This is a genomic window from Agrobacterium larrymoorei (genome assembly GCF_030819275.1).
Classification (GTDB): domain Bacteria; phylum Pseudomonadota; class Alphaproteobacteria; order Rhizobiales; family Rhizobiaceae; genus Agrobacterium; species Agrobacterium larrymoorei_B.
The window spans coordinates 432,792-457,209 of the sequence record NZ_JAUTBL010000002.1; the positions used below are offsets into that span (position 1 = coordinate 432,792).

The 24,418-nt window shown below is 59.0% G+C and carries 13 protein-coding genes and 1 pseudogene; all 14 read left to right on the plus strand.

Annotated features, from left to right (window positions below):
* Positions 1 to 415 precede the first annotated feature (415 nt).
* Entirely contained in the window at positions 416 to 2,002 is a 1,587-nt protein-coding gene (locus QE408_RS10665) for an ABC transporter substrate-binding protein (protein WP_373465578.1), read from the plus strand.
* A 75-nt stretch (positions 2,003 to 2,077) separates the two neighbouring features.
* Positions 2,078 to 3,031 (plus strand): ABC transporter permease, encoded by a 954-nt coding sequence (locus tag QE408_RS10670; RefSeq protein ID WP_306930974.1) that lies wholly within the window; start codon positions 2,078 to 2,080, stop codon positions 3,029 to 3,031.
* Positions 3,032 to 3,033: 2 nt separating this feature from the next.
* Positions 3,034 to 3,924: an ABC transporter permease gene (locus QE408_RS10675; RefSeq protein WP_306930976.1), complete on the plus strand. Its 891-nt coding sequence runs from the start codon at positions 3,034 to 3,036 to the stop codon at positions 3,922 to 3,924.
* Positions 3,921 to 4,982: an ABC transporter ATP-binding protein gene (locus QE408_RS10680; protein ID WP_306930979.1), complete on the plus strand. Its 1,062-nt coding sequence runs from the start codon at positions 3,921 to 3,923 to the stop codon at positions 4,980 to 4,982. The genes QE408_RS10675 and QE408_RS10680 overlap by 4 nt, the downstream gene beginning before the upstream one ends.
* 2 nt (positions 4,983 to 4,984) lie before the next feature.
* Complete coding sequence (locus QE408_RS10685; protein ID WP_373465535.1) at positions 4,985 to 5,950, plus strand: ABC transporter ATP-binding protein; 966 nt, start codon at positions 4,985 to 4,987, stop codon at positions 5,948 to 5,950.
* A gap of 78 nt (positions 5,951 to 6,028) precedes the next feature.
* Complete coding sequence (locus QE408_RS10690) at positions 6,029 to 6,703, plus strand: aspartate/glutamate racemase family protein (protein WP_306930983.1); 675 nt, start codon at positions 6,029 to 6,031, stop codon at positions 6,701 to 6,703.
* Positions 6,704 to 6,801: 98 nt separating this feature from the next.
* Complete coding sequence (locus QE408_RS10695; protein ID WP_306930985.1) at positions 6,802 to 7,641, plus strand: MurR/RpiR family transcriptional regulator; 840 nt, start codon at positions 6,802 to 6,804, stop codon at positions 7,639 to 7,641.
* A gap of 246 nt (positions 7,642 to 7,887) precedes the next feature.
* Positions 7,888 to 9,939, plus strand: coding sequence for an O-linked N-acetylglucosamine transferase, SPINDLY family protein (locus QE408_RS10700; RefSeq protein WP_306930987.1), 2,052 nt, complete (start codon positions 7,888 to 7,890; stop codon positions 9,937 to 9,939).
* 17 nt (positions 9,940 to 9,956) lie between these two features.
* Positions 9,957 to 11,112, plus strand: a pseudogene (glf, locus tag QE408_RS10705) (UDP-galactopyranose mutase).
* 145 nt (positions 11,113 to 11,257) lie between these two features.
* Positions 11,258 to 18,388 (plus strand): hypothetical protein, encoded by a 7,131-nt coding sequence (locus QE408_RS10710; RefSeq protein ID WP_306930989.1) that lies wholly within the window; start codon positions 11,258 to 11,260, stop codon positions 18,386 to 18,388.
* Between the two features lie 242 nt (positions 18,389 to 18,630).
* Positions 18,631 to 20,319 carry a flagellar basal-body MS-ring/collar protein FliF gene (gene fliF / locus QE408_RS10715; RefSeq protein ID WP_306930990.1) on the plus strand — a complete coding sequence of 563 codons (1,689 nt, stop codon included), beginning with the start codon at positions 18,631 to 18,633 and terminating at the stop codon, positions 20,317 to 20,319.
* A 342-nt stretch (positions 20,320 to 20,661) separates the two neighbouring features.
* Positions 20,662 to 21,393 (plus strand): transcriptional regulator VisN, encoded by a 732-nt coding sequence (gene visN, locus QE408_RS10720; protein WP_373465536.1) that lies wholly within the window; start codon positions 20,662 to 20,664, stop codon positions 21,391 to 21,393.
* A gap of 10 nt (positions 21,394 to 21,403) precedes the next feature.
* Positions 21,404 to 22,150: a transcriptional regulator VisR gene (gene visR / locus QE408_RS10725; protein ID WP_373465537.1), complete on the plus strand. Its 747-nt coding sequence runs from the start codon at positions 21,404 to 21,406 to the stop codon at positions 22,148 to 22,150.
* Positions 22,151 to 22,488: 338 nt separating this feature from the next.
* Entirely contained in the window at positions 22,489 to 24,342 is a 1,854-nt protein-coding gene (locus QE408_RS10730; protein WP_306930994.1) for a methyl-accepting chemotaxis protein, read from the plus strand.
* Positions 24,343 to 24,418 lie beyond the last annotated feature (76 nt).

Here is a 24,418-nt window from a genome sequence, read left to right on the forward strand (position 1 = left end):
CAATGTCTTTCCTCGATCGAAGCCAGCCGCTGAGCCACATCGCATAACTCACGATGCGTTATCCGTCACTAAGCCGGAAGCGGCTTGCACAATCCCGAGCGTCGTAAAATCCGCGCCTGTGACAGATGTCTGAGCTTCTTTGTCTAAGAAGCCATTTTTAGGCATTCTTTCTTCCCGCCGCATTCGATGACAGCAGGTTTTTTGGACGCTGAGCATTCGTGGGAATGCAGCGGAAACGTAACTTTTTGAAAAACATATGAAACTACAGTTTCATATAATCTGGCACGAAACCTGCATTGCGTATCCCGACTGAGACATACTCAGCGTATCGAACGAGAGGGAACGCATGACACACGATTTCAGAAAAGCACCCGGAGCTGCAGGCATTATCGAGAAATTGCGCCGCGCCCGGTTGATGGGCTCTGCTGCATTGGCGTTTCTGGCCATGACCGCAAGCGAAACTTTGGCCGAAGGGACGCTCCGCATTGGCATGACGGCTTCCGATATACCCCTGACCACCGGGCAGACCGATCAGGGCGGCGAGGGCCAGCGTTTCATGGGTTACACGCTCTACAACGCTCTGATCGAATGGGACCTGTCGAGCGCCGACAAACCATCGACCCTCATTCCATCCCTTGCCACATCCTGGTCCGTGGACCCCGTTGACAAGACCAAGTGGACATTCAAACTGCGCGAAGGCGTGAAGTTCCACGATGGAAGCAATTTCGATGCGGCGTCTGTCGTCTGGAACCTCGACAAGATTCTCGTGCCGGATTCACCGCAGTTCGACAAGCGCCAGTCGGCGCAGGGCAAATCGCGTATTCCCGCCGTGGCCTCTTACAAGGTCATCGATCCGCTGACGGTTGAAATCACCACCAAAACGCCCGATGCGACACTGCCCTATCAGCTGAGCTGGATCCTCATGTCCTCGCCCGCGAACTGGGAAGCACAGGGTAAGAACTGGGATGCCGTCGCCCAGAAGCCATCCGGTACCGGACCATGGAAGCTGGAAAACGGTTTTACGCCGCGTGAGCGTGCAGAATTGACACCGAACAAGGACTACTGGGACAAGGCGCGCGTGCCGAAGCTGGACAAGCTGGTTCTCGTGCCTCTTCCCGAACCCAATACCCGTGTGGCCGCCCTGCGCTCCGGTCAGGTCGACTGGATCGAGGCGCCAGCGCCCGATTCCGTCAAATCTTTGAAGGAAGCGGGCTTCAACATCGTCACCAATTCCTATCCACATAACTGGACCTGGCACCTGTCGCGTGTCGAAGGCTCGCCCTGGAACGACGTGCGCGTTCGCAAGGCCGCCAATCTTGCCGTGGACCGCGAGGGGATCAACGAGCTGCTCGGCGGTCTTTCCGTCCCGGCACAGGGATACCTGCCCCCCGGCCATCAGTGGTTCGGCAATCCGACATTCAAGCTGGAGTACAATATCGAGGAGGCCAAGAAATTGATGGCCGAGGCCGGTTACGGTCCAGACAAGCCGATCAACACCAAGGTCGTCATCTCCTCATCGGGTTCTGGGCAGATGCTGCCGCTGGCCATGAACGAATATATCCAGCAGACGCTGGCGGAAATCGGCATCAACGTCGAATATGAGGTTGCGGACTGGAATACGGTCATCAACATCTGGCGCGCGGGAGCCAAGGATCCGAGCGCGAAGGGCGCCACCGCCGTCAACTACAGCTACTTCATTCAGGACCCCTTCACGGCGCTGATCCGTCAATCGCAGTGCAACCTTGCTCCGCCGAATGGCACGAACTGGGGCTATTACTGCGACCCCGAAATGGATGCGCTGTTCGCCGAAGTGCGCAACACCTTCGACGCAGCGGAACAGGACAAGGTGCTGAGGAAGATCCACGAAAAATACGTCAATGAAGCGCTGTTCCTGATGGTCACGCATGACGTCAACCCACGCGCAATGTCGAAAAAGGTGAAGGGCTTCGTGCAGGCACAGAACTGGTTCCAGGACTTCTCGCCGGTCACCGTCGATCCCTGATCCAAAGCGATAGCAGGCCGGGTTGTTGCCCGGCCTGCCGTTTCCGATCTTTGCCACGAATACCAAGAGGATTTCATGCTTCTCTACGCGCTCAAGCGACTGCTGCACGTCATCCCGGTGGCGATTGGCGTCAGCATGGTTTGTTTCATGCTCATCCATATCGCTCCCGGAGATCCGCTGGCCGCCATTCTTCCGTCGGATGCTTCGGCTGAGATGCAGGCGCAAATGCGCGCTTTCTACGGTCTGGACCGTCCCCTGGCTTTACAATACGCGATCTGGATGTGGCATGCGCTGCATGGCGATCTCGGCACCTCGATCGCTACGGGACGGCCTGTTCTCGGCGAGATCATCGACGCATCCATCAATTCGATCATTCTCGCCGTGTCTGCGGCGGTGATCGGGTTTGTGGGTGGAGCGACCCTCGGCTTTCTCGCCGGCGTGTTTCGCGGCGGATGGGTCGATCGCATCGCCTCCGGCATCTCGATGCTTGGCGTCAGCGTGCCGCACTACTGGCTCGGCATGGTGCTGGTCATCGCCTTTTCCGTGACGCTTGGTTGGCTTCCGGCGATGGGAGGCGGGCCGGGTGGGTCTGCCGGCCGCAGTTTCAGCTGGGATTACATCCAGTATCTCGTCCTGCCGGCGGTCACCATGTCCGTCATTCCCATGGGCATCATCGCCCGCACCATTCGCTCGCTGGTGGCAGATATATATGCGCAAGACTTTACGCTGGCACTGGCTGCCAAGGGTCTGATGAGCGGGCGTATCCTGCGCCATGTGGTGCGCAATGCCGCCCCAACCGCTCTCTCTGTCATGGGGCTGCAACTGGGTTACCTTCTCGGTGGCTCGATCCTCATCGAAACCGTATTTTCATGGCCGGGTACCGGGTTCCTGCTGAACGGCGCGATCTTCACGCGTGACCTGCCGATCCTGCAAGGCACCATCCTCGTGCTTGCCATGTTCTTCGTCGTTCTCAACCTCATTGTCGACGTGTTGCAAAGCGCCATCGATCCGCGCATCCAGAGGAGCTGACAATGGCCGCAATAGCCGAAGCATCCGCAATTCCCGTCGAGAAAATCGCCAAGTCCCCCGGCTTCTGGAACGGCGTTCTCACACGCCTTCGTCGTGATCCCGTTGCCATGGTGGCGCTTGCGATCCTCGTCCTTCTCATCCTCATGGCCATTTTCGCGCCTTATCTGGCGCCCTACGATCCGGCGAAGGGCAGCGTGATCCGCAGACTCAAGCCCATCGGAACACCCGGCTATATCCTCGGCACCGACGAGCTTGGACGTGACATGCTTTCACGCCTCATCTACGGCGCGCGGCTGTCGCTTCTCATGGGCGTCATCCCCGTACCCATCGCCTTTGTCATCGGTTCGGCGATCGGCATTATCGCCGGCTACGCGGGCGGGGTGACCAACACGCTGATCATGCGGACCATCGACGTGTTCTACGCCTTCCCTTCGGTGCTGCTGGCGGTTGCACTGTCCGGCGCGCTTGGCTCCGGCCTGACCAATGCGCTCGTTTCCCTCACGGTCGTTTTCATCCCGCAGATCGCCCGTGTCGCAGAAAGCGTCACCACCCAGGTCCGCAAGCTGGACTATGTGGATGCCGCCCGCGCTTCCGGGGCTCCCGCCTTCACCATCGTCAGGGTCCATATTCTTGGCAACGTGCTCGGACCGATCTTCGTCTTCGCAACGAGCCTGATTTCCGTATCGATGATCCTTGCGTCGGGTCTCTCCTTCCTCGGGCTTGGCGTGCGTCCGCCCGATGCCGAATGGGGGCTGATGCTGAACACGCTGCGCACGGCCATCTATACAAACCCACTCGTTGCGGCATTGCCCGGCGTGATGATCTTTATCACCTCGATCTGCTTCAACCTTTTCTCAGACGGGCTGCGCACAGCCATGGACGTGAAGGCATGATGAAAGTCGTTGGAACACCAAGCCTTGAACTGCCCATCGGAGAAAGGGGCGGCCCGGTTCAGCCGCTGATTTCCGCCCGTGGGCTTCTGAAGCACTTTCCCGTCAAAGGAAGCGGTTTCCTCAAGCCGAAGAAGGTGGTGCGCGCCGTCGATGGTGTGGATTTCGATATCCTGAAAGGCGAGACACTGGGCGTTGTCGGTGAAAGCGGTTGCGGCAAATCGACGACGGCACGGCTTCTCATGCAACTGATCGTACCCGACCAGGGTGAAATCCTCTTCGACGGCGAAACGGTCGGCGGCGCCTTGCCGCTTTCCGCCTACCGCCGTCAGGTGCAGATGGTATTTCAGGACAGTTACGCCTCGCTCAATCCTAGACTGACGATCGAGGAATCCATCGCCTTCGCACCGCAGGTTCATGGCACACCGGCCACAAAGGCGATTGCCACAGCCCATGATCTGTTGCACCGCGTCGGTCTCGAGCCATCGCGTTTTGCCGGGCGCTATCCGCATGAGCTTTCCGGCGGTCAGCGCCAGCGTGTCAACATCGCCCGCGCTCTGGCGCTCAAGCCGCGCCTCGTCATCCTGGATGAAGCGGTCTCGGCCCTCGACAAATCGGTGGAAGCGCAGGTGCTCAACCTGTTGCTCGACCTCAAGCGCGATTTCGGCCTGACCTATCTGTTCATCTCCCACGACCTCAATGTCGTTCGCTTCATGTGCGATAGGGTCATGGTCATGTATCTCGGCAAGGTGGCGGAAGTCGGAAGCCGTGACGCCATATACGACAATACCGGTCACCCCTATTCGGCAGCGCTTCTGGCCTCAATGCCGAAAATCGACCCCGCAGAACGCACGGAAGCGCCGCCGCTCACGGGTGATCCGCCCAACCCCATCGATCCGCCTTCCGGCTGTCGCTTCCACACCCGCTGCAGCTTTGCTGAGGATGTCTGTCAACGCTCAGTGCCGCCGCTGACAGAGATGTCGCCGAGTCAGGCAGCCGCCTGCCTGATGGCAAAACCCGGTTCCGGCCACAGCCGCGCACCAGTGCTGACGGAGGCATGACGATGCAGAACGACAATATGATTGATATTCGCAACCTGTCGGTCACGTTTCGGCGTGGCGGCAAATCCGTCAAGGCCGTCAACGGCGTCAACTTGGTCGTCAAGCCAGGCGAGGTGGTGGCCCTGCTGGGGGAATCCGGCTCAGGCAAGAGCGTGACGATGCGCTCGCTTTTGCGGCTTCATCCCAAGGGAACCCTTATCGAGGGCGCCATGTCGGTCGATGGGCGCGACATTATGGGGCTTTCCAGCCGCGCCCTGTCCGATATGAGGGGCGCCATGGTCTCCATGGTGTTTCAGGAACCGCGTCTGGCGCTCGATCCGGTCTATACGGTGGGCAGCCAGATCGAAGAGACAATCATGCGCCATGAGAACGTCTCGCACGCTGTCGCCAAGCAACGCGCCCTTGCTCTGTTTCAGAAGGTTCGCATTCCTTCGCCGGAGCGGCGCCTTGCCAATTATCCGCATGAAATGTCGGGCGGCATGTTGCAGCGTGCGATGATTGCCATGGCGCTTGCCTGCAATCCGAAGGTGCTGTTGGCAGACGAGCCGACCACGGCGCTCGATGCGACGGTACAGATTCAGATCTTGCTGCTGATCCGCGAGTTGCAGAAGGAATATGGCCTATCGGTCATCTTCGTGACGCATGATATCGGCGTTGCGGCGGAAGTCGCAGACCGCATTGCCGTAATGTATGCCGGACGTATCGTCGAGGAAGGACGTGTCGGCGATCTTATCCGAAATCCGCACCATCCCTATACCAAGGGCTTGCTGGGCGCGCGCGTTGAACTGGCCGAAGGTCGCGACCGGCTGATCACCATTCCCGGCGCGCCGCCGGATCTTGCAGCCATGCCGCCGGGATGCGCCTTCGCGCCGCGCTGCGAGTTGGTGCGGGAAAAGTGTCGTTCGCGCGTTCCTCCGCTTGTTCCGCTATCTGCCGATACGCAAGTGGCCTGTGTTCTCGCACATTGATCGTCTCTGCATGGGGATGCTGGCTCAAAAACAGACCGGATTGAGAAGGGCGGGTGTCTCGGCGGCACCTCGAAAATCATGAAACGCATAGGATTGATCAACCCCAACACATCGCAGGCAACGACTGCGATGATGACGGATATTGCGCGTCTCTACCTGCCAGGCGGCTTTGTTATTGAAGGTCTGACGGCAAGGCGAGGGGTATCGATGATCCTTGATGAGGAAGAGCTCGCGGCTGCCGAAGACGGCGTGATTTCCATGGGATTGGAGCTTGCCGGTCGCTGTGATGGCCTCATTGTCTGCGCGTTCGGCGATCCGGGGCTGGAGCGGCTTGCCGAGATGTCTGGCTTGCCATGTGTTGGCATATGTCAGGCAAGCATGATGGAAGCGTCCGCTCACGGGCGGCGTTTCGGCATTGCCACAGTCACGCCGGACCTCGTGGAAAGTTTCTTTGCCAAGACAAAGGCTCTTGGCGTCGCATCTCTGTTTACCGGAACGAGGCTGACGGCAGGTGATCCGCAGCAGCTCGCCTCCACACCCGACGCATTGCTTGCAGCGCTGGAAGTCGCCGTGCGTCAATGTTTCGAAGAGGATGGGGCTGAGGCTGTGATTATTGGCGGGGGACCTCTCGGACAGGCAGCGGAAGAGTTGCAGCGCATCTTTCCCGCTCCAGTCATCGCGCCGATCAGGTCGGCGGTGGAGTGGATGGTTCGAGCGCTTCCTGAAGGGCAGTCATCGACCGTCCATGGTTGAGGCTGCCTCTCGAGCGTCTTTATCGGCGCGTCGTTTTTTGTTGCAAGCTTCGTGCGGGCAGCGGAAAGTCACCCATCGCCCGTTTGCCGGAGCACGCTGTGGTAAAGGAAAAATCGTTTCTGTTTCGAGTGAGGCAAGCGCTTCCGGATCTTCATCCCGCTGAAAAACGCATTGGCGAATTCATTTGCGATTTCCCCGGCGAGCTTGCCAGCTATTCCGCCCAAGAGCTTGCTGCCTTGGCGCACGTCTCGAAAGCGACCGTCACGCGGTTTATCCAACGGCTTGGATACGACAATTATGAGGAGGCGCGGCGTCATGCGCGCGAGGAGAAGCAGACCGGCTCGCGCCTCTTCCTAGAACGCTCCGACGACAGTGAAACGATGCAGTCGGTTCAAGCGCATGCTGCGCAAGACATTGCAAATATCGAGGCGACATTTCTCGCCATATCTGACCGACAGATAGAGAGTGCCGCCGATTGTCTGCTTCAGGCGCGTAAAGTCTGGGTGATCGGATTTCGCAGCAGCCAGCCTTTCGCTGCCTATTTGCAATGGCAACTGACGCAGGTCATTGAACATATCGTTGTCATACCCGGCCCCGGCCAGACACTCGGTGAATATTTCGCCAGTATGCAGGAATCCGATATCGTCGTGATGTTTGCCATGCGACGTCGCGTGGCCCAGATCGATATCATCCTTGACCATGTCAGGGCGTCGGAGGCCAAGCTCATCTATGTGACCGACGAAGGGGCTCCCGGCCATAGCGGCGCCACCTGGCATTTCCGATGCCAGACACTCGCGCCGGGCCCGCTGTTCAACCACACGGCTGTCATGGCGCTCTGCCATTTGCTGATCACGCGTTGTCTTGAAAAAGCCGGCCTTTCTGGACGCAAACGCTTGCGCAAGATAGAGACGCTGAACGATAGCCTCGATGAGTTGTGAGAGCTTCCTGGGGCGGCGCGGCCATCGTCATTTGATGCGTTTTCCGTGTGAAATTCCAGGCAAATCCAGTGATTAAAAGCCTCGCCAATGACATCGCGCATTGGGCGCTTCTCCGGCGCGAAGGCTGTATCTTCCGCCATCCAGGCGTAAAGCGCGGCACAAGCTTCATTGTATAATTGATCTCCAGTCTATCACGGCCATGGTGCCGCCTCCGGCGGTGCGGCCGGTTTGAAGGTTCTGAATGCAATGAATGCATCGATTGGCGGCACGGCCCAGAATTCGCTCCTCCCGACTTTGCTGGAGCTTGCAAGAACCCAGCGCCTTTCGCTGGTAGACCTGCTGAAATTCGCGGAAACGCTGACGGCGCAAGGCAATCGCCAAGAGGCGGCAGAACTCTACAAGACCTGGCTCGCCTTCAATGAGCCGCATCCTGCCCAGCATATGGTCTGCTTCAATTTCTCCGTTCTGTTGCGGCAGATGGACGATGTTGCAGGCGCCATCACCGCCATGCAGGCGGCGTTGAAACACGATCCGATGTTCGGTCCCGCCCATATCAATCTCGGCCTTGCCTATGAGGATGCCGGGATGGCGACGCTTGCCATTCAGCAGTGGCAAGGCTTTGCGGAGAAAACATCTGAGACGACGCCGGACCAGCTTCTCTATCGCCATCTGGCGCTGCAGCACATCGGTCGCGTGATGGAAAATGCCGGACTGATGGAAGAGGCGGAGGCAGCTCTTTGGCAAGCCATGGAGCTTCGCCCGCACAAACTGGAATCGGGACAGCATTGGAGCGCTCTGCGCCAGCGGCAATGCAAGTGGCCGGTCCTCACGCCCTCCATTCACGTCACCCAGCGGCAGATGATCGATGCCATGCCGCCGCTGACGCTTGGCTGCTATGCCGACGATCCGATCTTCCAACTGGCCAACGCTCATCAATATGGCAAGACGCTCGTCGGGCGACCGGATATCAGAGATTTCCCCCGGCCCACCGTCCGGCAGAAAACGGGAACCGGCCAAAGGCTGCGTGTCGGTTACGTGTCGTCGGACCTGCGCGATCACGCCGTTGGCTTTGCACTGAGGGAAGTGCTGGAACTACATGACAAGGCGCGTGTCGAAATCTACGCCTATTACTGCGGCGAAGCGGTCGCGAACGATCCGACACAGGCGCGGATGAAAGCGGTCGTCGATTGCTGGCGCGACGTCGCCAAGCTCTCCGATGAAGCCGCCGCCCGGCAGATCGCCAGCGACGAGATCGACATTCTGATCGATGTGAACGGCTACACCAAGCACGCCCGCACTAAGATTTTCGCCTATCGTCCCGCACCCGTCATCGTCAATTTCTGCGGCTATCCGGGCTCAATGGCGACGCCTTTCCACCAGTACATGATTGCCGACGAGGTCATCGTGCCGGAGGAAAGCGAAATCTATTATACGGAAAAGGTGCTGCGGATTGCCTGCAATCAGCCGCTTGACCGCAAGCGCGTCATCGCGGAGCGCCCGTCGCGCCAGGAGGCTGGCTTGCCGGAAGACGCTTTCGTCTTTGCCTGCTTCAATGGCATGCAGAAGATCACGCCCTCCACCTTCACGCAGTGGATGGGCATTTTGAACGAGACCCCGGGCAGCATCCTTTGGCTCCTGACCGGTGGCGACAAGACCGATCAGCGCCTGCGCGATCTGGCAGAGGCGGCTGGGATTGCGCCGGAGCGGCTTCTCTTCGCGCCGAAAGCTGCAAACGCCATGCACCTTGCCCGCATCGCGGTGGCAGATCTTTTCCTCGATACGTTCCCCTATGGCGCCCACTCGACCGCAGCGGATGCGTTAACTGTCGGTCTTCCGGTTCTGACATTCCCGGGCAAGTCCTTCCCTGCGCGCTTCTGCAGCAGCGTCGTTGCCGCAACGGGTTGTTCGGAGCTTATCTGCGCCGGCCCCGAGGACTATGTCGCCAAGGCGATTGCTTTTGCAAAGACGCCTGCAAGCCTGAAGGCCGTAAGGAAGAAGCTGGAAGCGGAACGGGAGACGAGTGTCCTGCGCGATATTCCTGGCACCGCGCGAAGGCTCGAAGATCTATACTGGCAGATGCAGGGCGAAGCCGAACGGGGTGAAACGCCTGTCCCCGATCTTCGCAATCTCGATGTCTATTACGAGATCGGCAGCGAGCTTGTCTCGGAGAACCTCGAATACGTCGATGAGGCAACCTACCGCGATCGTTATGTTCAAAAGCTGCGGGACTGGAACGGCTTCTCGCCCCTCTATCATGACAACCGCTTGTGGACGACGCAAGCATCCGCCACCCCTTGAACAAAGGCAGAGCCGCCGTGTCCCGACAGAAAATTGCAATCGTAGGCGCCGGGCTCTCCGGTGCGGTGATCGGCCGTGAATTGGCGGAAGCCGGTCACGAGGTCGTCATTTTCGACCGGCGGGAGCATGTTGCGGGTAACTGCCATACCGAGCGCGACACTGAGACCGGCGTCATGGTGCATGTCTACGGCCCGCATATCTTCCACACCGACGATGCGGAAGTCTGGGATTACGTCAACCGCTTCCAGACCTTCAAACCCTACAAAAACCGGGTGAAGACGACGAGCCGCGGCCAGGTTTTTTCCCTGCCGGTCAATCTGCATACGATCAATCAGTTCTTTGGCAAGACCCTGCGCCCGGATGAGGCGAAAGCCTTCATCGAAGAGCAGGCCGATACGTCTATTACCGATCCGCAGACCTTCGAGGAACAGGCGCTGCGCTTTGTCGGACGCGGCCTCTATGAGGCGTTCTTCGAGGGCTACACGCAAAAGCAGTGGGGCTGCTCGCCGAAGGATCTGCCAGCCTCCATCCTCAAGCGCCTGCCGGTCCGCTTCAACTATGACGACGACTATTTCTTCCACAAATATCAAGGCATGCCGGAAAACGGCTACACCGAAATGGTGGACGGCATCCTCGATCATCCGGGCATCACGATCCGGCTGAAGACCGGTTTCGAACGGGCGGACAAGGACAACTACGACCACACCTTCTATTCGGGTGCGCTGGACGGATACTTCGACTACGCGAAAGGCCGTCTCGGCTATCGCACCCCTGGATTTCGAACGTTTCACCTATGAGGGCGACTATCAGGGCTGCGCGGTGATGAATTACGGCGAAACGTCTATTCCCTATACCCGCATCACCGAACACAAGCATTTTTCGCCGTGGGAGAAGCATGAAGGATCGGTCTGCTACCGCGAATTCGCCCGCGAATGCGGTCCCGACGACACACCATATTACCCCATCAGACTGGTGAAGGAAAAAGAACAGCTGGCCGACTATGTCGCTCTTGCGAACGCCGAAGACAGCATCAGCTTTGTGGGACGACTGGGCACGTACCGATATCTCGACATGGATGTGACCATCCGAGAGGCGCTGGATACCGCGCGACTGTTTCTGTCCATCCGCAACAAGCAACAACGCATGCCGGCCTTTCTCAACCCTCCACTGTGATAGAGGCGGTCCTTCCGAAAGCTGACAGTTTCGCACAAGCAACTACACCTAGGATTGTTATAGCCGGACGTATTCCGTCGATGGGATGTATCCGAGGTAGAATAGAGGGGCACACTGCCCGTCTGAGCTTTGGTCAGGTTTATCAATGACATCGATCGTATCTTCGCTGAGCATCAACCAGATCAGAAGTCTCACGCCAGATCAGGTCGCTGCCTGGAGCACCGAGGACATCTCTTTTCTCACCTCGCAGCAGATCAAAGCCCTCTCTTCCGATCAAGTGGCCGCGCTGGATACCGAGGACGTCAAGGCCTTCAACCCAAGCCAACTCAGCGCAGTGTCTACCAACGCCATCATTGGGCTGACGCTTGCTCAACTGGCGGTCCTGGACAGTATCTCGATTTCAAGCCTCACCGGCAGACAGGTCGGTGCCTTGACGGCCGAACAGGTAGAGGGACTGACAAGCGCGCAGGCCGAAGCTTTGACGTCGTCCCAAGTCGCATCGATGACCTCCGATCAACTGGCGATGATGAGCCCGGAAGACATCAAGACATTCTCCACGGAAGATATTGCGGCAATCTCCAGCCGTGCTATCCCGGGGCTGACGCCTGAATTGCTCGCGGCGTTATCGTCCGAGAAGATTGCGGCAATCAGTCCGAAGGCGATACCCCGTCTGACAACGGCTCAACTCGAAGCCCTGAGTGCAACTCAGGTGAAGGCTCTGACGTCGCTGCAGTTGGGGGCGCTGAAGCCCACACAGCTTGCGGCATTCGATGCAGAGGACATCGGCAATCTGACGGCCGGTGCGATCCAAGGGCTATCTACGACCGCAGTCGCGTCGCTGTCGACGGAGCAAATCAGCGCGTTCTCCACCGCGCAACTGACCGCTTTAACCTCGGCACAAGTCAAGGCTCTGACCTCGGCCCAGGTGGCAGCCTTGAGCACGGACTCCATCGCCGCCTTCACCACTGGACAGATTCCAGCACTCTCCTCCCGAGCGATCACCGGCCTGACCGCCGAACAGCTTGAGAAGCTTTCAACTGCCCAGGTCGAGGCTTTCGTGCCGTTGCAGGTTAAGGCGTTGAACTCCAATCAGGTCGCTGCGCTCACATCGGCGCAGATCGCCACCTTCTCGACTGCCGATATCGCCGCTATCACCAGCGCCGCGGCGGCTGGCCTTAGCACGGCCATCCTGGAGACGCTGACGACAACGAATATTGCAGCGCTGAGTAGTGCGGCATTTTCGAAGCTTAGCACCGACCAGATCGATGCGCTGACTTCAGCGCAGCTAGGCGCAATCACCAGCAGCCAGGTCGCGGCACTCTCATCCACTCAGGTTGCGGTGCTGGGCTCAGAGAAGATCCAGGCGCTCAACACATCGGCGATCGGCTCGCTCTCCGCCAAGGCGATGCCGGGCCTCAGCATCGAAGTCATTAAGGCCTTTACGACCGATCAGGTGAAAGGCCTGAGCACGGCGATTATATCACGACTGAGCGTCGAGCAGATCGGCGCACTTTCGGTAGACCAGGTCGAAGCCTTGACCGCCTCGCAGATCAAAGTCCTCAGTTCCAGCCAGATGACGGCGCTCCACGCCGACGACATCGCGACGTTTACTGAGGATGAAATTGCCGCCATCTCGACAAGAGGGATCCTGGGCGTCAGCACCGCAGCGATCGAAGGTCTAACCACGAACCAAATCGCAAAATTGTCGACCGCCGCCTTTTCGGCCCTCTCCACCGACCAGCTCAAGGCTTTGACGTCAGACCAGCTCAAATCGATCACGACCATCCAGCTCAATGCCTTGAAGGCTGCTCAGATCAAGTCGCTTGCGGCTGAAGACATCGCTGCTTTGACAAATGAGCAAATCGCCGCGCTCAGCACCGAAGCCGTTGCAAATCTGACGACGGCCCAAGTTGACAATTTAAAGCCATCGCAGCTGGAGGCTCTGACCTCCGTTCAGGTCAGGGCTATGACCTCTGCCCAGCTTTCGGTTCTCGATGGCGCGGATATCAATTCTTTCTCTACGGCAGATATCAATGCGATCAGCGCCCGGACCGTCGTCGGACTGAGCGCCGATGTCATTGCCCTGCTGACGCCGGATCGCGTGGCCGCTTTGGCAACCGCCGCAGTGGCTGCGTTGACGACGGAACAGGTCGAGGCACTCTCGTCGACGCAGTTGTTTCGCCTCTCGTCATCTCAAGTTGCGGTCATGAGCTCCGCACAAGTCGAGGCGCTAAAACCGGATCAGGTCAAAGATGTCTGGTTGCCCGCCGAAGGAACTGAAAAACCCGTTCAGATCGCAGGCCTCTCGACAGCCGCCCTTGCAGCCTTGAGCACCAAGGCGGTGCCCGGTCTGTCGACGGGTTTGATGGCAGCGCTGACCACGAGGCAGCTGGCGGGCCTCAACCCCAGCGCTGTTGCAAAACTGACGTCTGAGCAAATGACCAGCCTGTCGAGCGTCCAAATCGCCGCTCTTTCTAAAGAGCAGGTCAGCGCCCTGGGTTCGATTCAGGTCGGAGCTTTGACGACGGCATCCATCGCCAAGCTGACGACCGACCAGATTAAATCATTGACTGGCACAGCACTGAAGGGCCTGAGTTCTGAGCAGGTCGGCGCGTGGTCGACAGAGCAGGTGTCTGCGCTGTCACCGGGGCAGATTGCTGCGCTCACATCCACTCAACTGGCGGGCCTTGGTACCGAAGACATCGCCGTTATTTCGACTGCAGCCATACAGGCTTTTGCGACAGGGGCAGTTGCGGGCCTCTCGAAAGAGGTCATCGCTGCCTTGTCCTCGGACAAGCTTGCGGTACTGAGCACCGGGGCCATAGCGACATTGACGGCGGAGCAAGTGGCTGCACTCTCGACCGCTCAGGTGGACGTCTTGACCACGAGGCAGATTTCCGCCCTCGGTTCCGCGCAGACTGCGGCTTTGGGACTTGAGGATATCGCGACATTTTCGACGGATGATATAGCCGCTTTGTCGGCGGCTGGCCTTTCCGGGCTGTCGACTGCTGTGATAGCATCGCTGACAAGCGAGAAGATCGCCGCCTTGTCGACTGGCGCTATCGCGGCCCTGACGGCGGATCAGGTCGAAGCACTCAAGACGAACCAGCTGGCTGCGCTGACGGCGAAACAGGTTGCAGCGCTGAATTCCATGCAGACTGCTGCACTTAGTTCATCTGGTCTGGCAGCGCTTTCCGCCGATCAGATTGCAGCGTTGAAAACGAGCGCCGTCACCAATCTTCCTGCCGACCATATCTCTGCCTTGACGACTGCTCAGCTGGCCGTCCTGTCGACATCCCAAATCGCTGCCTTCACCTCGTCCCACATCGCCGCCTTGGGAACGGCGCAAGTCGCATCACTTTCGACAGGCCAGATCGCAGCGATCAGCACGGCTGCGATCGCCGCCCTCTCCGCAAGACAGGTCGCCGCTCTGAAGACGGAGCAGGTAGAAGCGTTGACATCCCGTCAGGTCGCGTCCCTTTCTGCCGACCAGCTTGAGGCTTTCGGTACGGATGACATTGCTTTGTTTTCGACAGGCGATATAGCCGCCATCGGATCGAGCGCGATCGGCGGTCTCTCCACCGCTGCCGTGGCAGCGCTCACCACCGCTCAGCTCGCGGCGTTGAACGCCAGCGCAGTCGGCAATTTGGCGACAAAGCAGGTTTCTGTCCTGTCGACTGTCCAGATCGGCTCGCTGACAACGAAACAGATTGCAGCGCTCTCGGCCGATCAGGTCAAGGTGCTTGGTACGGGGCACATTGCGTCGCTCTCGACAGCACAGGTGGCGGCGTTCAGCACCAACGGTGTCTCGGGGTTGACGGCCACCCAGATGGCCAAGCTCACCACGCTTCAGGCAGAAGCGCTGACCGCTGTTCAGGTTGGCGCTCTCACCTCGGCGCAAATTGCCGTCCTCGGCAAGGAGAACATCGCTACATTCTCTACGGCCGATATCGGTGCCATCGCTCCTGCCATGATCGGCGCCTTGCCGACCGAGACGATCGCAGCCTTGAGTACCGGCCAGATCGCAGCTCTCGGGACCGCAGCAGTGGCTGCTCTTACCACAGGACAGGTGACCGCGCTGACCACCGGCCAGATCGCTGCCTTGTCGACGAGGCAGGTGGCTGCATTGACGTCCCAACAGGTCGCGGCTCTCGGAACGGACGATCTCAGCGCATTGTCAGCGGCCGCGCTCGGCGCGATCAGTGGATCGGCGGTTGCCGGCCTGTCCACCGAAACAGTGTCGAAAATGATCACTGAAGACCTGGCTGCGATCAGCCCGGCCGGAATTGCTGGACTGACGACCGGTCAGATCGCTGTCCTGAGCGCCGACCAGCTGAAATCACTGACGGCGAAACAGGTAGCCGCACTCTCGTCCCGGCAGATCGCCGCGTTGGGCACAGCAGGTATCGCGACACTCGATACCCAACAGATCGCGTCCTTGAGCAAGGATGCTGTCCTTGGTCTCTCTGCGGCTCAAGTGTCAAAGCTGACCACGCTTCAGGCAGAAGCGCTGACCAGCGACCAGGTTGGCGCGCTGACCTCCTTACAGGTGGCAGCGCTATCGGCCGATCAGATCAAATTGTTTTCGTCGAAGGATCTCGCAGCCTTCACCTCAGGCGCGATTGCGGGTCTTCCGACTGCAACGCTGGCCGCGCTGCCGACGGAAGCAATCGCGGCTTTGTCCACCGCCGGGGTATCCGGCTTGACGACCGCCCAGGTTGCGGCGCTGAGCGTGGCGCAGGTGGGTAGCCTGACGACGTCGCAGGTCGGCGCTCTCGGATCGCGCCAAATCGGCGTTCTGGGTACGGCTGCCGTCGCAACTCTCAGCACATCGCAGATTGCCGCGATGAGCGATGCCAGCATTCCGGGTCTCAGCGCAGCGCAAATCTCGAGCTTGAGCACGTTGCAAATCGAAGCGCTCAAGACGTCGCAGGTCGCCCTGTTGAGCTCGACGCAGGTTGCCGCACTTGGAACGGATGACTTGGCGGTCCTCTCGACCGCAGAGCTTGCGGCGCTGAGTTCAAGTGCGATCTTGGGCCTGTCGACCACGGCACTCGCCAGCCTCTCCGCCGACCGTATTGCCGTTTTAGGAACGACGGGTGGCATCCAAGGCCTTTCCACAGGCCAGATGGCATCACTGACCAGCGCGCAGCTTGTTGGCTTGACGACAGCGCAGATCGCCTCGCTCGGCTCCAGACAGGTGGCCGCCATCTCCACAGCCAACATGCCAGCCCTGACGACAGCACAGATTGCCGCTCTCAGCGCCGCCGGCATTGCAGGCCTGTCTTCTGATCAAATTGCGGCCTTGAACACGAGCCAGGTCGAGGCGTTCAACACCGCCCAGGTCGCAGCCCTCACCTCCCTTCAGGTCAGCGCGCTCGGTACCGACGATCTTGGCACCTTCTCGACCGTGGAACTGGCGGCGTTGACATCGTCAGCGGTTGCCGGCCTGTCCACCGACACACTTACCAGCCTTTCCGCGGACCGCATCGCGACACTCGGAACGGCGAGCATCGCTGGCCTTTCGACCACTCAGATAGCAGTCTTGAAGAAAGAGCAACTGGAAGCTCTCACCACGGCTCAGATAGGCGCTCTCGGCTCACGACAAATTGCCGTTCTCGGCACCGCAAGCATTGGCGCACTCTCTCGCGAGCAGATTGGCGCATTGAGCACTGCGGCCATCGCGGGGCTCTCTTCGGCGTCCATCATGGCGCTGTCTGCCGATCAGGTCGAAGCGCTTAATCCTGCACAGGTTGGCGCCTTGACCTTCACGCAGATCGCGGCGATGGGGACGGATGATATCGCCCGCTTCTCGACTGAAGACCTTGCGGCGCTGACGTCGAGCGCCATATCGGGATTATCGACCGACGCCATTGCCCTTCTATCGCCAGACAGGGTTGGCGCTTTTAGCGCTGGCGGGATTGCCGGACTGACGACGCTTCAGATCAAAGCCATGAGTGTCGATCAGGTCGAGGCTTTTACGCCGACCCAGGTCATGGCTCTGGGATCGAGACAGATTGGAGCGCTCAGCGCGACCCAATTGCGCTCCTTCTCGACGGCGGATATTGGCGCAATCAGCGCCACGGGTATTGCCGGTCTGTCGACGGAAACGATTGCATCGCTGTCCGCAGAGACAATTGCTGCGCTCAGCACGCTTGGCATTTCCGGTCTCTCCACCACGCAGCTTTCGGCATTCTCTCACGATCACCTCGTTACTCTTTCCACCGGCCAGATCGGCGCTTTGTCTTCGAAGCAGATCGCCAGCTTGAAGACGGCCGATCTGTCAGCGTTTTCGACCGCCCAGATTCTTGCATTCAGCACCGGCAGCATTCCGGGGCTGACCAGTGAGCAGGTCGGGGCGCTGAGCCTCGAGCAGGTGCATGCGCTGTCAACAGCGCAGATCAACGCGCTGACCTCTGGCGCCATCGCGGGATTGACATCGCAGATGCTCGACACCTTTACGCCTGAGAGGCTGTCTGCGATCAACGCCTCCGCCATTGCAGGCCTGTCCACCGGCTTCATCGCGGCGCTGTCGACCGGCGAAGTCGCAGGCCTCGCGACGGCTGCCATCGCCGGGCTGACGAGCAAACAGATCGCTGCCATGGCGCCCGATCAGATCGACGCCCTCTCGACGGGTCAGATTGCGGCGCTGAGCGCAGATGGCCTCGCAGGCATTTCCTCCGCGGCTATGGCGACGTTCTCGACGACCGATATCGCGGCGATCAGCACAGCTGCGATCCGCGGTCTCTCCACCGCGCTTATCTCATCCCTGACCAGCGCCGATATCGCAGTTCTCAGCCCAAGCCAGATCGGCAACTTCGGCTATAACCAGATCGTGGCACTGGGCACCGCCCAGATTGCTGCGCTGACAACCGCACAGATTGGCGGTCTCAATGCAGTTCAGGCCGCAGCGCTTGGTACCGACGACATCGCCCTTTTCTCGACCGAGGAGATCGTCGCCTTGAGCAGTGGCGCTGTCTCAGGTCTCACGACCGGCGCAATCTCGTCCCTGACCACCAGCCAGAGCGAGGCTTTGACGCCTGCGCAAGTCGGGGCTTTGACCGCCTCGCAGGTCGCTTCGCTTTCCAAGGAGAATATTGCCAAGTTTTCGACCGAGGACATTGCCGCTTTCAGTTCCAGCGGCGTCACCGGGCTCTCCACTGAAACACTGGTCAGCCTCTCCAGTGCCCAGGTCACGGCGCTTCTCAACACCCACATGCGCGCGCTGACATCCGATCAGGTCGCAGCCGTCATCTCCACCTACTTGGCCGCGTAAAGTGAACTTTCAGCGGTTGTACTCCCGCCCTCCGCCCGGAGGGCGGCGTCAGCGACAGCATCGGCCCGAAAATCGGAGGCGATTTTCGGAAAGCATGATGAGCAGATTAAGGAGATAGAGCGTCCTTTGCGCGTCCAACAGGACGCAGGCCGTTCTATGGGAAATCCTCGCGCAAGCTTCGTCTTCTAGGGTGGCATCGGGACCAGAAGGTCTCGAACCCATGAATGACGGTGCGGAACAGAATGAATCTGTTAAATCAACTCCCTCAGGTTTTTAAAAACTTCGCGGCCCTTGGCCAGACGCGGCTTTTGGTGCTGGGTGGTGTGGGCGTTCTGTCCATGGCAATTATTCTCGCGGCAGCTCTTTATGTGAACAAACCGGCCTACGAAACGCTGTATGTTGGCCTGGAAACCATGGATCTGAACAAGATCAGTATTGCGCTTGCTGAGTCCAATGTCGATTTTCAGGTTGGCTCGGATGGAACGAGCATTCAGGTTCCAGTTGGCATGACCAGCAAGGCGCGTCTGCTGTTGGCCGAGCGCGGCCTGCCCGATAGCGCCAATGCCGGCTACGAGCTGTTCGACCATGTCGGCTCTCTCGGTCTGACCTCCTTCATGCAGGAAGTGACGCGGGTGCGCGCTCTCGAAGGCGAGATCGGCCGCTCGATCCAGCAGATCGACGGGATTGCGGCAGCCCGAGTTCACATCGTGATGCCAGAGGTCGGCAACTTCCGGCGGGGGGAACAGAAGCCCACTGCCTCCGTCATGATCCGGGCGAGCGCGTCCGCGGGCCGAAAGGCCTCTGCTTCCATTCGTCACCTTGTTGCATCCGCAGTGCCCGGCCTCGAAGTCGATGACGTGACCCTTCTTGACTCTACGGGCCAGCTTCTGGCGTCGGGCGACGATGTCAGCAATGGCGCGATGAGCCGGTCCCTGACGCTGGCGCAGAACGTGCAGCAGGAACTTGAGGCGAAGATCGACAAGGCGCTTGCGCCCTTCCTCGGCATGGACAACTTCCGTTCGAGCGTGACCGCATCGCTCAACACCGACAGCCAGCAGATCCAGGAAACCGTCTACGATCCGAACTCCCGTGTCGAGCGTTCGGTTCGCTCGACCAAGGAAGACCAGAAGTCCCAGGAAACCCAGCAGGATTCTGCAGCCACGGTCGAGCAGAACGTGCCGCAGGCTGCACCGCAGAGCGGTGGCGGCGGTCCGAAGTCGTCCGACGAGACGGCGAAGAAGGAAGAGCAGACCAACTACGAAATCAACTCCAAGACCGTGGCGACCGTTCGCAACGGCTACTCGATCGACAAGATTTCCGTTGCCGTCGTGGTCAACAAAGGCCGCCTTGCAAAGATGATCGGCGATCCGGCCGACCAGGCCAAGATCGACGCCTATCTCGCGGAAATGCAAAAGATCGTCACCTCCGCTGCGGGCACCTCGACCGAGCGCGGTGACGTGGTAACCATCACCGCCATGGACTTCCTCGAAACACAGCTTCTCGACGAGGCCGTCGCTGGCCCTGGTATCACCGAAGTGCTGAGCCGCAACTCTGCCGGCATCATCAACTCGCTGGCCTTCGTCGCGGTCGCCTTCCTGGTCGTCTGGCTCGGTATTCGACCGGTGGTCCGCTCCATGTCGGCAGGTGGCGCCTCTACTTCCGCGGAACTGGCGCAGGATTCGGCTGGGCTCGAACTGCCGGACTTCTCTCCGGCGATGGGAGGCGGCGCTCCCGGAGGTCTCATGGAAGGCTTCGGGGCGGACTTCGGCTTCGACAGCACCGACGATCTTCTTGGTGGCGACACGGGCGAGGGCGACTTCAACCGCAGGGTCCGCGAAGGGCCGGAACGCAGGCTTTCGCGCATGGTGGAAATCAGCGAAGAACGCGCTGCAAAAATCCTCCGCAAATGGGCCGTGGAAAAAGCTGCATGATGGAAAAAGGCTGGATCAACTCCGGCCTTTTTCGTTTATTCTAAAATTCTTGCTGTAGATGGTTGGCATATGTAATTTAGTATTTGTTCATCAAATCGCCGATTTCAGTGGGGGATGTTGAAAAGGCGGATGTGCGCAAATACGAACGGGTATATGTTCAGGGTTGTAGTGCACGCGAAAAAGAGTGGATAGGTCGTTACAGACGGGTACATTTCTTCAAGCGTCTCCTAGAGTATAACGATTCGGTCACCAGGAGTGTTCGTCAAAAACGGCGCTTCTGAATGGAAATGAGTTCCATCCCGTTTAGGCATCCCCGCCAGGGGAACGAGAGGGCGTAGGCTATTGAAAGTGGATGTCGATATTCGCAGGCTGTCTGCTGCGCCAACTGAAACGATTGCGAGGCCCTTGCCCCGCAACCAACTCATTCGCAAGATTGCAGCCGCAGCGGCGGAAAGTGACATCGTCGCTGCGATGGAGCATCTGACATCCTATGTCGGCGCTTCGCATTATCTCCTCGCCCGTGAAGACCTCCTGCAGGAGGCAAGCCTCAGCTTCATCGTCACCTCCGACTGGCCCTTCGATCTGGTGCGCAAGCTCGCCAATGAATTGACCGGGACACAGAGCCGCTCCAGCGAAATGGAGAAGTGCCTGTCCTTGCTCAGGCCGCGTCTGCTGTCGCTTCCCGACGATGCGGTTGCGCCGGCAGGGATCGACCGCCAGTACTGGACGATTACCTTCTGCGTTGGACGAATCCGCTTCTCGTTGCTTTTGATGTTTGCCGAAGGCGTTCTGCCGGCAGAGGATCGTCTTCGTGAAGCTGGAATGCTGGCCGGTTACTTTGCAAGCTTCGGCATCGTTGAGGGCACCAAGACCGAGCGCGATATCGATCTGACCGAAAGAGAGCTTGAATGCCTCTTCTGGATTGCCGAAGGCAAGACCAGCGATGAAATGGCCATGATCCTCGGCATCTCCCGCAATACCATCAACAACTACATCACCAGCGTCATGCGCAAGACAGCAACCAAGACCCGTTCGGAGGCCATTGCCTACGCGGTCCGCAACAACCTTGTCTGAAGGGCGCATCATGGGTTTTGTCAAGGATTTGAGCAATGAGGGATCGGGTCACCCGATAACGCCGAAAACCGTTCCCCCGGTGACTCGCTCCGACCTGTTTCCCAAACTGGTTGCGATGCAGAGAAGCTTAGGCGCCAAAAACTTCATCGTTCTGCGGGCCGTCGCAGCCGGATTTCCCAACAAGCGGAAGCTCTCCTGTGAACTTGAAAATCTGGGTCTGGCCGCCGGCGAACATAGCGCTCAACTGGTTCAGGTTCTCGGAGAACGTCTCCTCGATCATCTCGAATCATCCTTGCTACCCGTCGTATGGATGAGCGAGCAAGAATCGGGCTTTGCGGACCTGCCAGATGTTCCAGCCCTTCTTATTCGCCTGGACAACACCGTTCTCGGCTATTCCGGCGTCGGTTTCCCCGTGAGACTTGGGACCATGGGCAACGGCTTCGTCATCTTCTGCGGTGGAAACCTGCTGCTCGATAATGAGCTGATGCTGGAGCAACACGTTAAATCCACGCAGATCATGATCGATCTCCTTGCCATGGATGAGCGTCGCGTCTCGCCGTCGGAGGCACTCAGCGAGCGCGAAGTCGCATGCCTGCAATTGGCAGGAGATGGCCGGATCAGCGAAGAAATCGCAGCCAAGCTTGGTCTGTCGGTTCATACGGTCAATGCTTATCTCGGCTCCGCCACGATCAAGCTCGATTCCGTTAATCGCATCCAGGCGATCGCCAAAGCTATCCGGCTTGGTTTTATCCACTGACACGCGCCGCGATGTTCTGTCCCGCCTTTGGCGCCTCTAAGTCGCCCCGCCGGTACAGTGAGCAGAAGCGCCCGACGCTTATGCACGGCGTGGCTTGAAAAGCGCGCTGGTGACAGGCTTTATATGACGGACGCGCACCGCTCGGAATTATAGTTTTTTGATAAAAGTCATTCTTTTCCCACCCGGTCGTTATAGCTCTCGGAGACATTGCGACGTGAAATCAGCGCCTTAGAGTTGATCCGAAAGCGAGATGGGTTAGTTCAGCCTATTGTAGAATTCCCTGAATATTAATCCTTTTACTTCAAATTGCCTAAACTTGGTAGGAGTGGGGTTTAGCAATGGGGCGTTTCGTTTCGAGATCCATCGTGTTTCAGATCGTATGTCTGACCATCGGTCTCATTTTCCTTGGTATCGTTGCCGTCGGTGTTTCGACCTATGTACGGTTGAAAGAAGACGTGTTGCAGACGGCTCTCATGGACACAGAGCGCGCCGTCCGCAGCATGGCAATTCTTTATGAAATGAAAGTCGGCGGCACGACTGTCGCAATCGAAAACGGAGAGCTGAAATCGGTCAGCCGCCCCAGCATCGGCACCTTGCTCGACTTCGACCTGGTGGATCGCGTCGGCATGGCCAATGGGGGCGTGGCGACCGTTTTCCAGGCGCAGGGTACGGATTTCCTTCGCATCTCGACCAGCCTGAAAAACGAAAAAGGCGAGCGCGCCGTCGGAACGAAGCTTTTGCCGGAAAGCCCAGCATTTGCAGCGATCACAAAGGGCGAATCTTACTACGGCCCCGCCACGCTGTTCGGTAGGGATTACATGGCTGGCTATATGCCGGTTCTGTCCAAAAAAGGAGCACCCGTCGGCATCCTCTTCGTCGGCGTACCCATGAACTTCTATCAGGGACATATTGACGGCTTGCGCAACATGATCCTTGTGGTCGGCGCGGCGGTCATGCTCGCTTTCGGTATTCTCGGCTACGTCCTCATCAAACGCAGCATGCGTCCCCTCGGTCATCTGACGGACGCGATCAAATCCCTGTCCCAGGGTAATCTCGAGACTGAAATTCCCTATATGGAGCGGAAAAATGAGTTCGGCGATATCGCTCGGGCTTTGGAGGTTTTCCGCGACAATGCACGCGAGAAACTTCGCATCGAAAGTCAAAGCGCCGAAGAGCGCGCTCAGTCGGAAGCCGAACGCGCCCGCAACGACGCCGACAAGCTCAACACCGATCGTCAAATCGAATTCGCTGTGGGCCAGCTCGCAGCCGGTCTTGCGCGGCTTTCCGACGGCGATCTCACTCAGACGCTCGACGTGCCCTTCTCTGGCCGTCTCGAACAGCTCCGGGTGGACTTCAACACCTCGCTTGCCAACCTGAAGGATGTGCTCCATCAAGTGCGGGAACGGACCTTCGTCATTCAGAACAATGGCGTCGAGATGCGCAAATCATCCAACGATCTGTCCCGCCGCACCGAATCGCAAGCCGCTTCACTGGAGCAGACCGCTGCCGCCGTCGAAGAAATCACGGTCACGGTCAAATCCTCCGCTGAACGTGCGCGCGAAGCCAACAGGGCTGTTCTTATCACGCAGGAAAGCGCCGACAGCTCCGGCACGGTGGTCAAGAACGCTGTCGACGCCATGGGTCGCATCGAGGAAGCGTCGCAGAAGATCGAGCAGATTATCGAAGTCATCGACGACATCGCCTTCCAGACCAATCTTCTCGCGTTGAATGCCGGTATCGAAGCCGCGCGTGCAGGCGAAGCGGGCAAGGGCTTTGCCGTTGTCGCGCAGGAAGTGCGTGAACTTGCCCAGCGTTCAGCCGATGCTGCCCACGAAATCAAGGCGCTGATCAACCAGTCGACGCGGGAGGTGAATTCGGGTTCGCTTCTCGTACAGGAAGCCGGTCAGGTTCTCTCCTCGATCAGCCAGCAGATTGTTACCGTGAGCAAGCATGTCGAGACCATTGCCACTGCTACCCATGATCAGGCCTCTGCGTTGCAGGAGGTCAACAGCTCCGTCAACCAGATGGATCAGATGACCCAACAGAACGCCGCCATGGCCGAAGAGTCGAGTGCGGCGAGCCAGATGCTCGCCGATGAGGTCGACGCGTTGCTCGGTCTTCTCCAGCGTTTCCGCATGGAACAGTCGCAGGCCGGAGCCATGCGGCGCAGCCAGTATGGCCGGGCAGCCTGAGAAAACCGAACGATGTAATGACAAAAGCCGCCCTTTGTCTGAAGGGCGGCTTTTGTCGTGCAGGCGCAAGGCATCC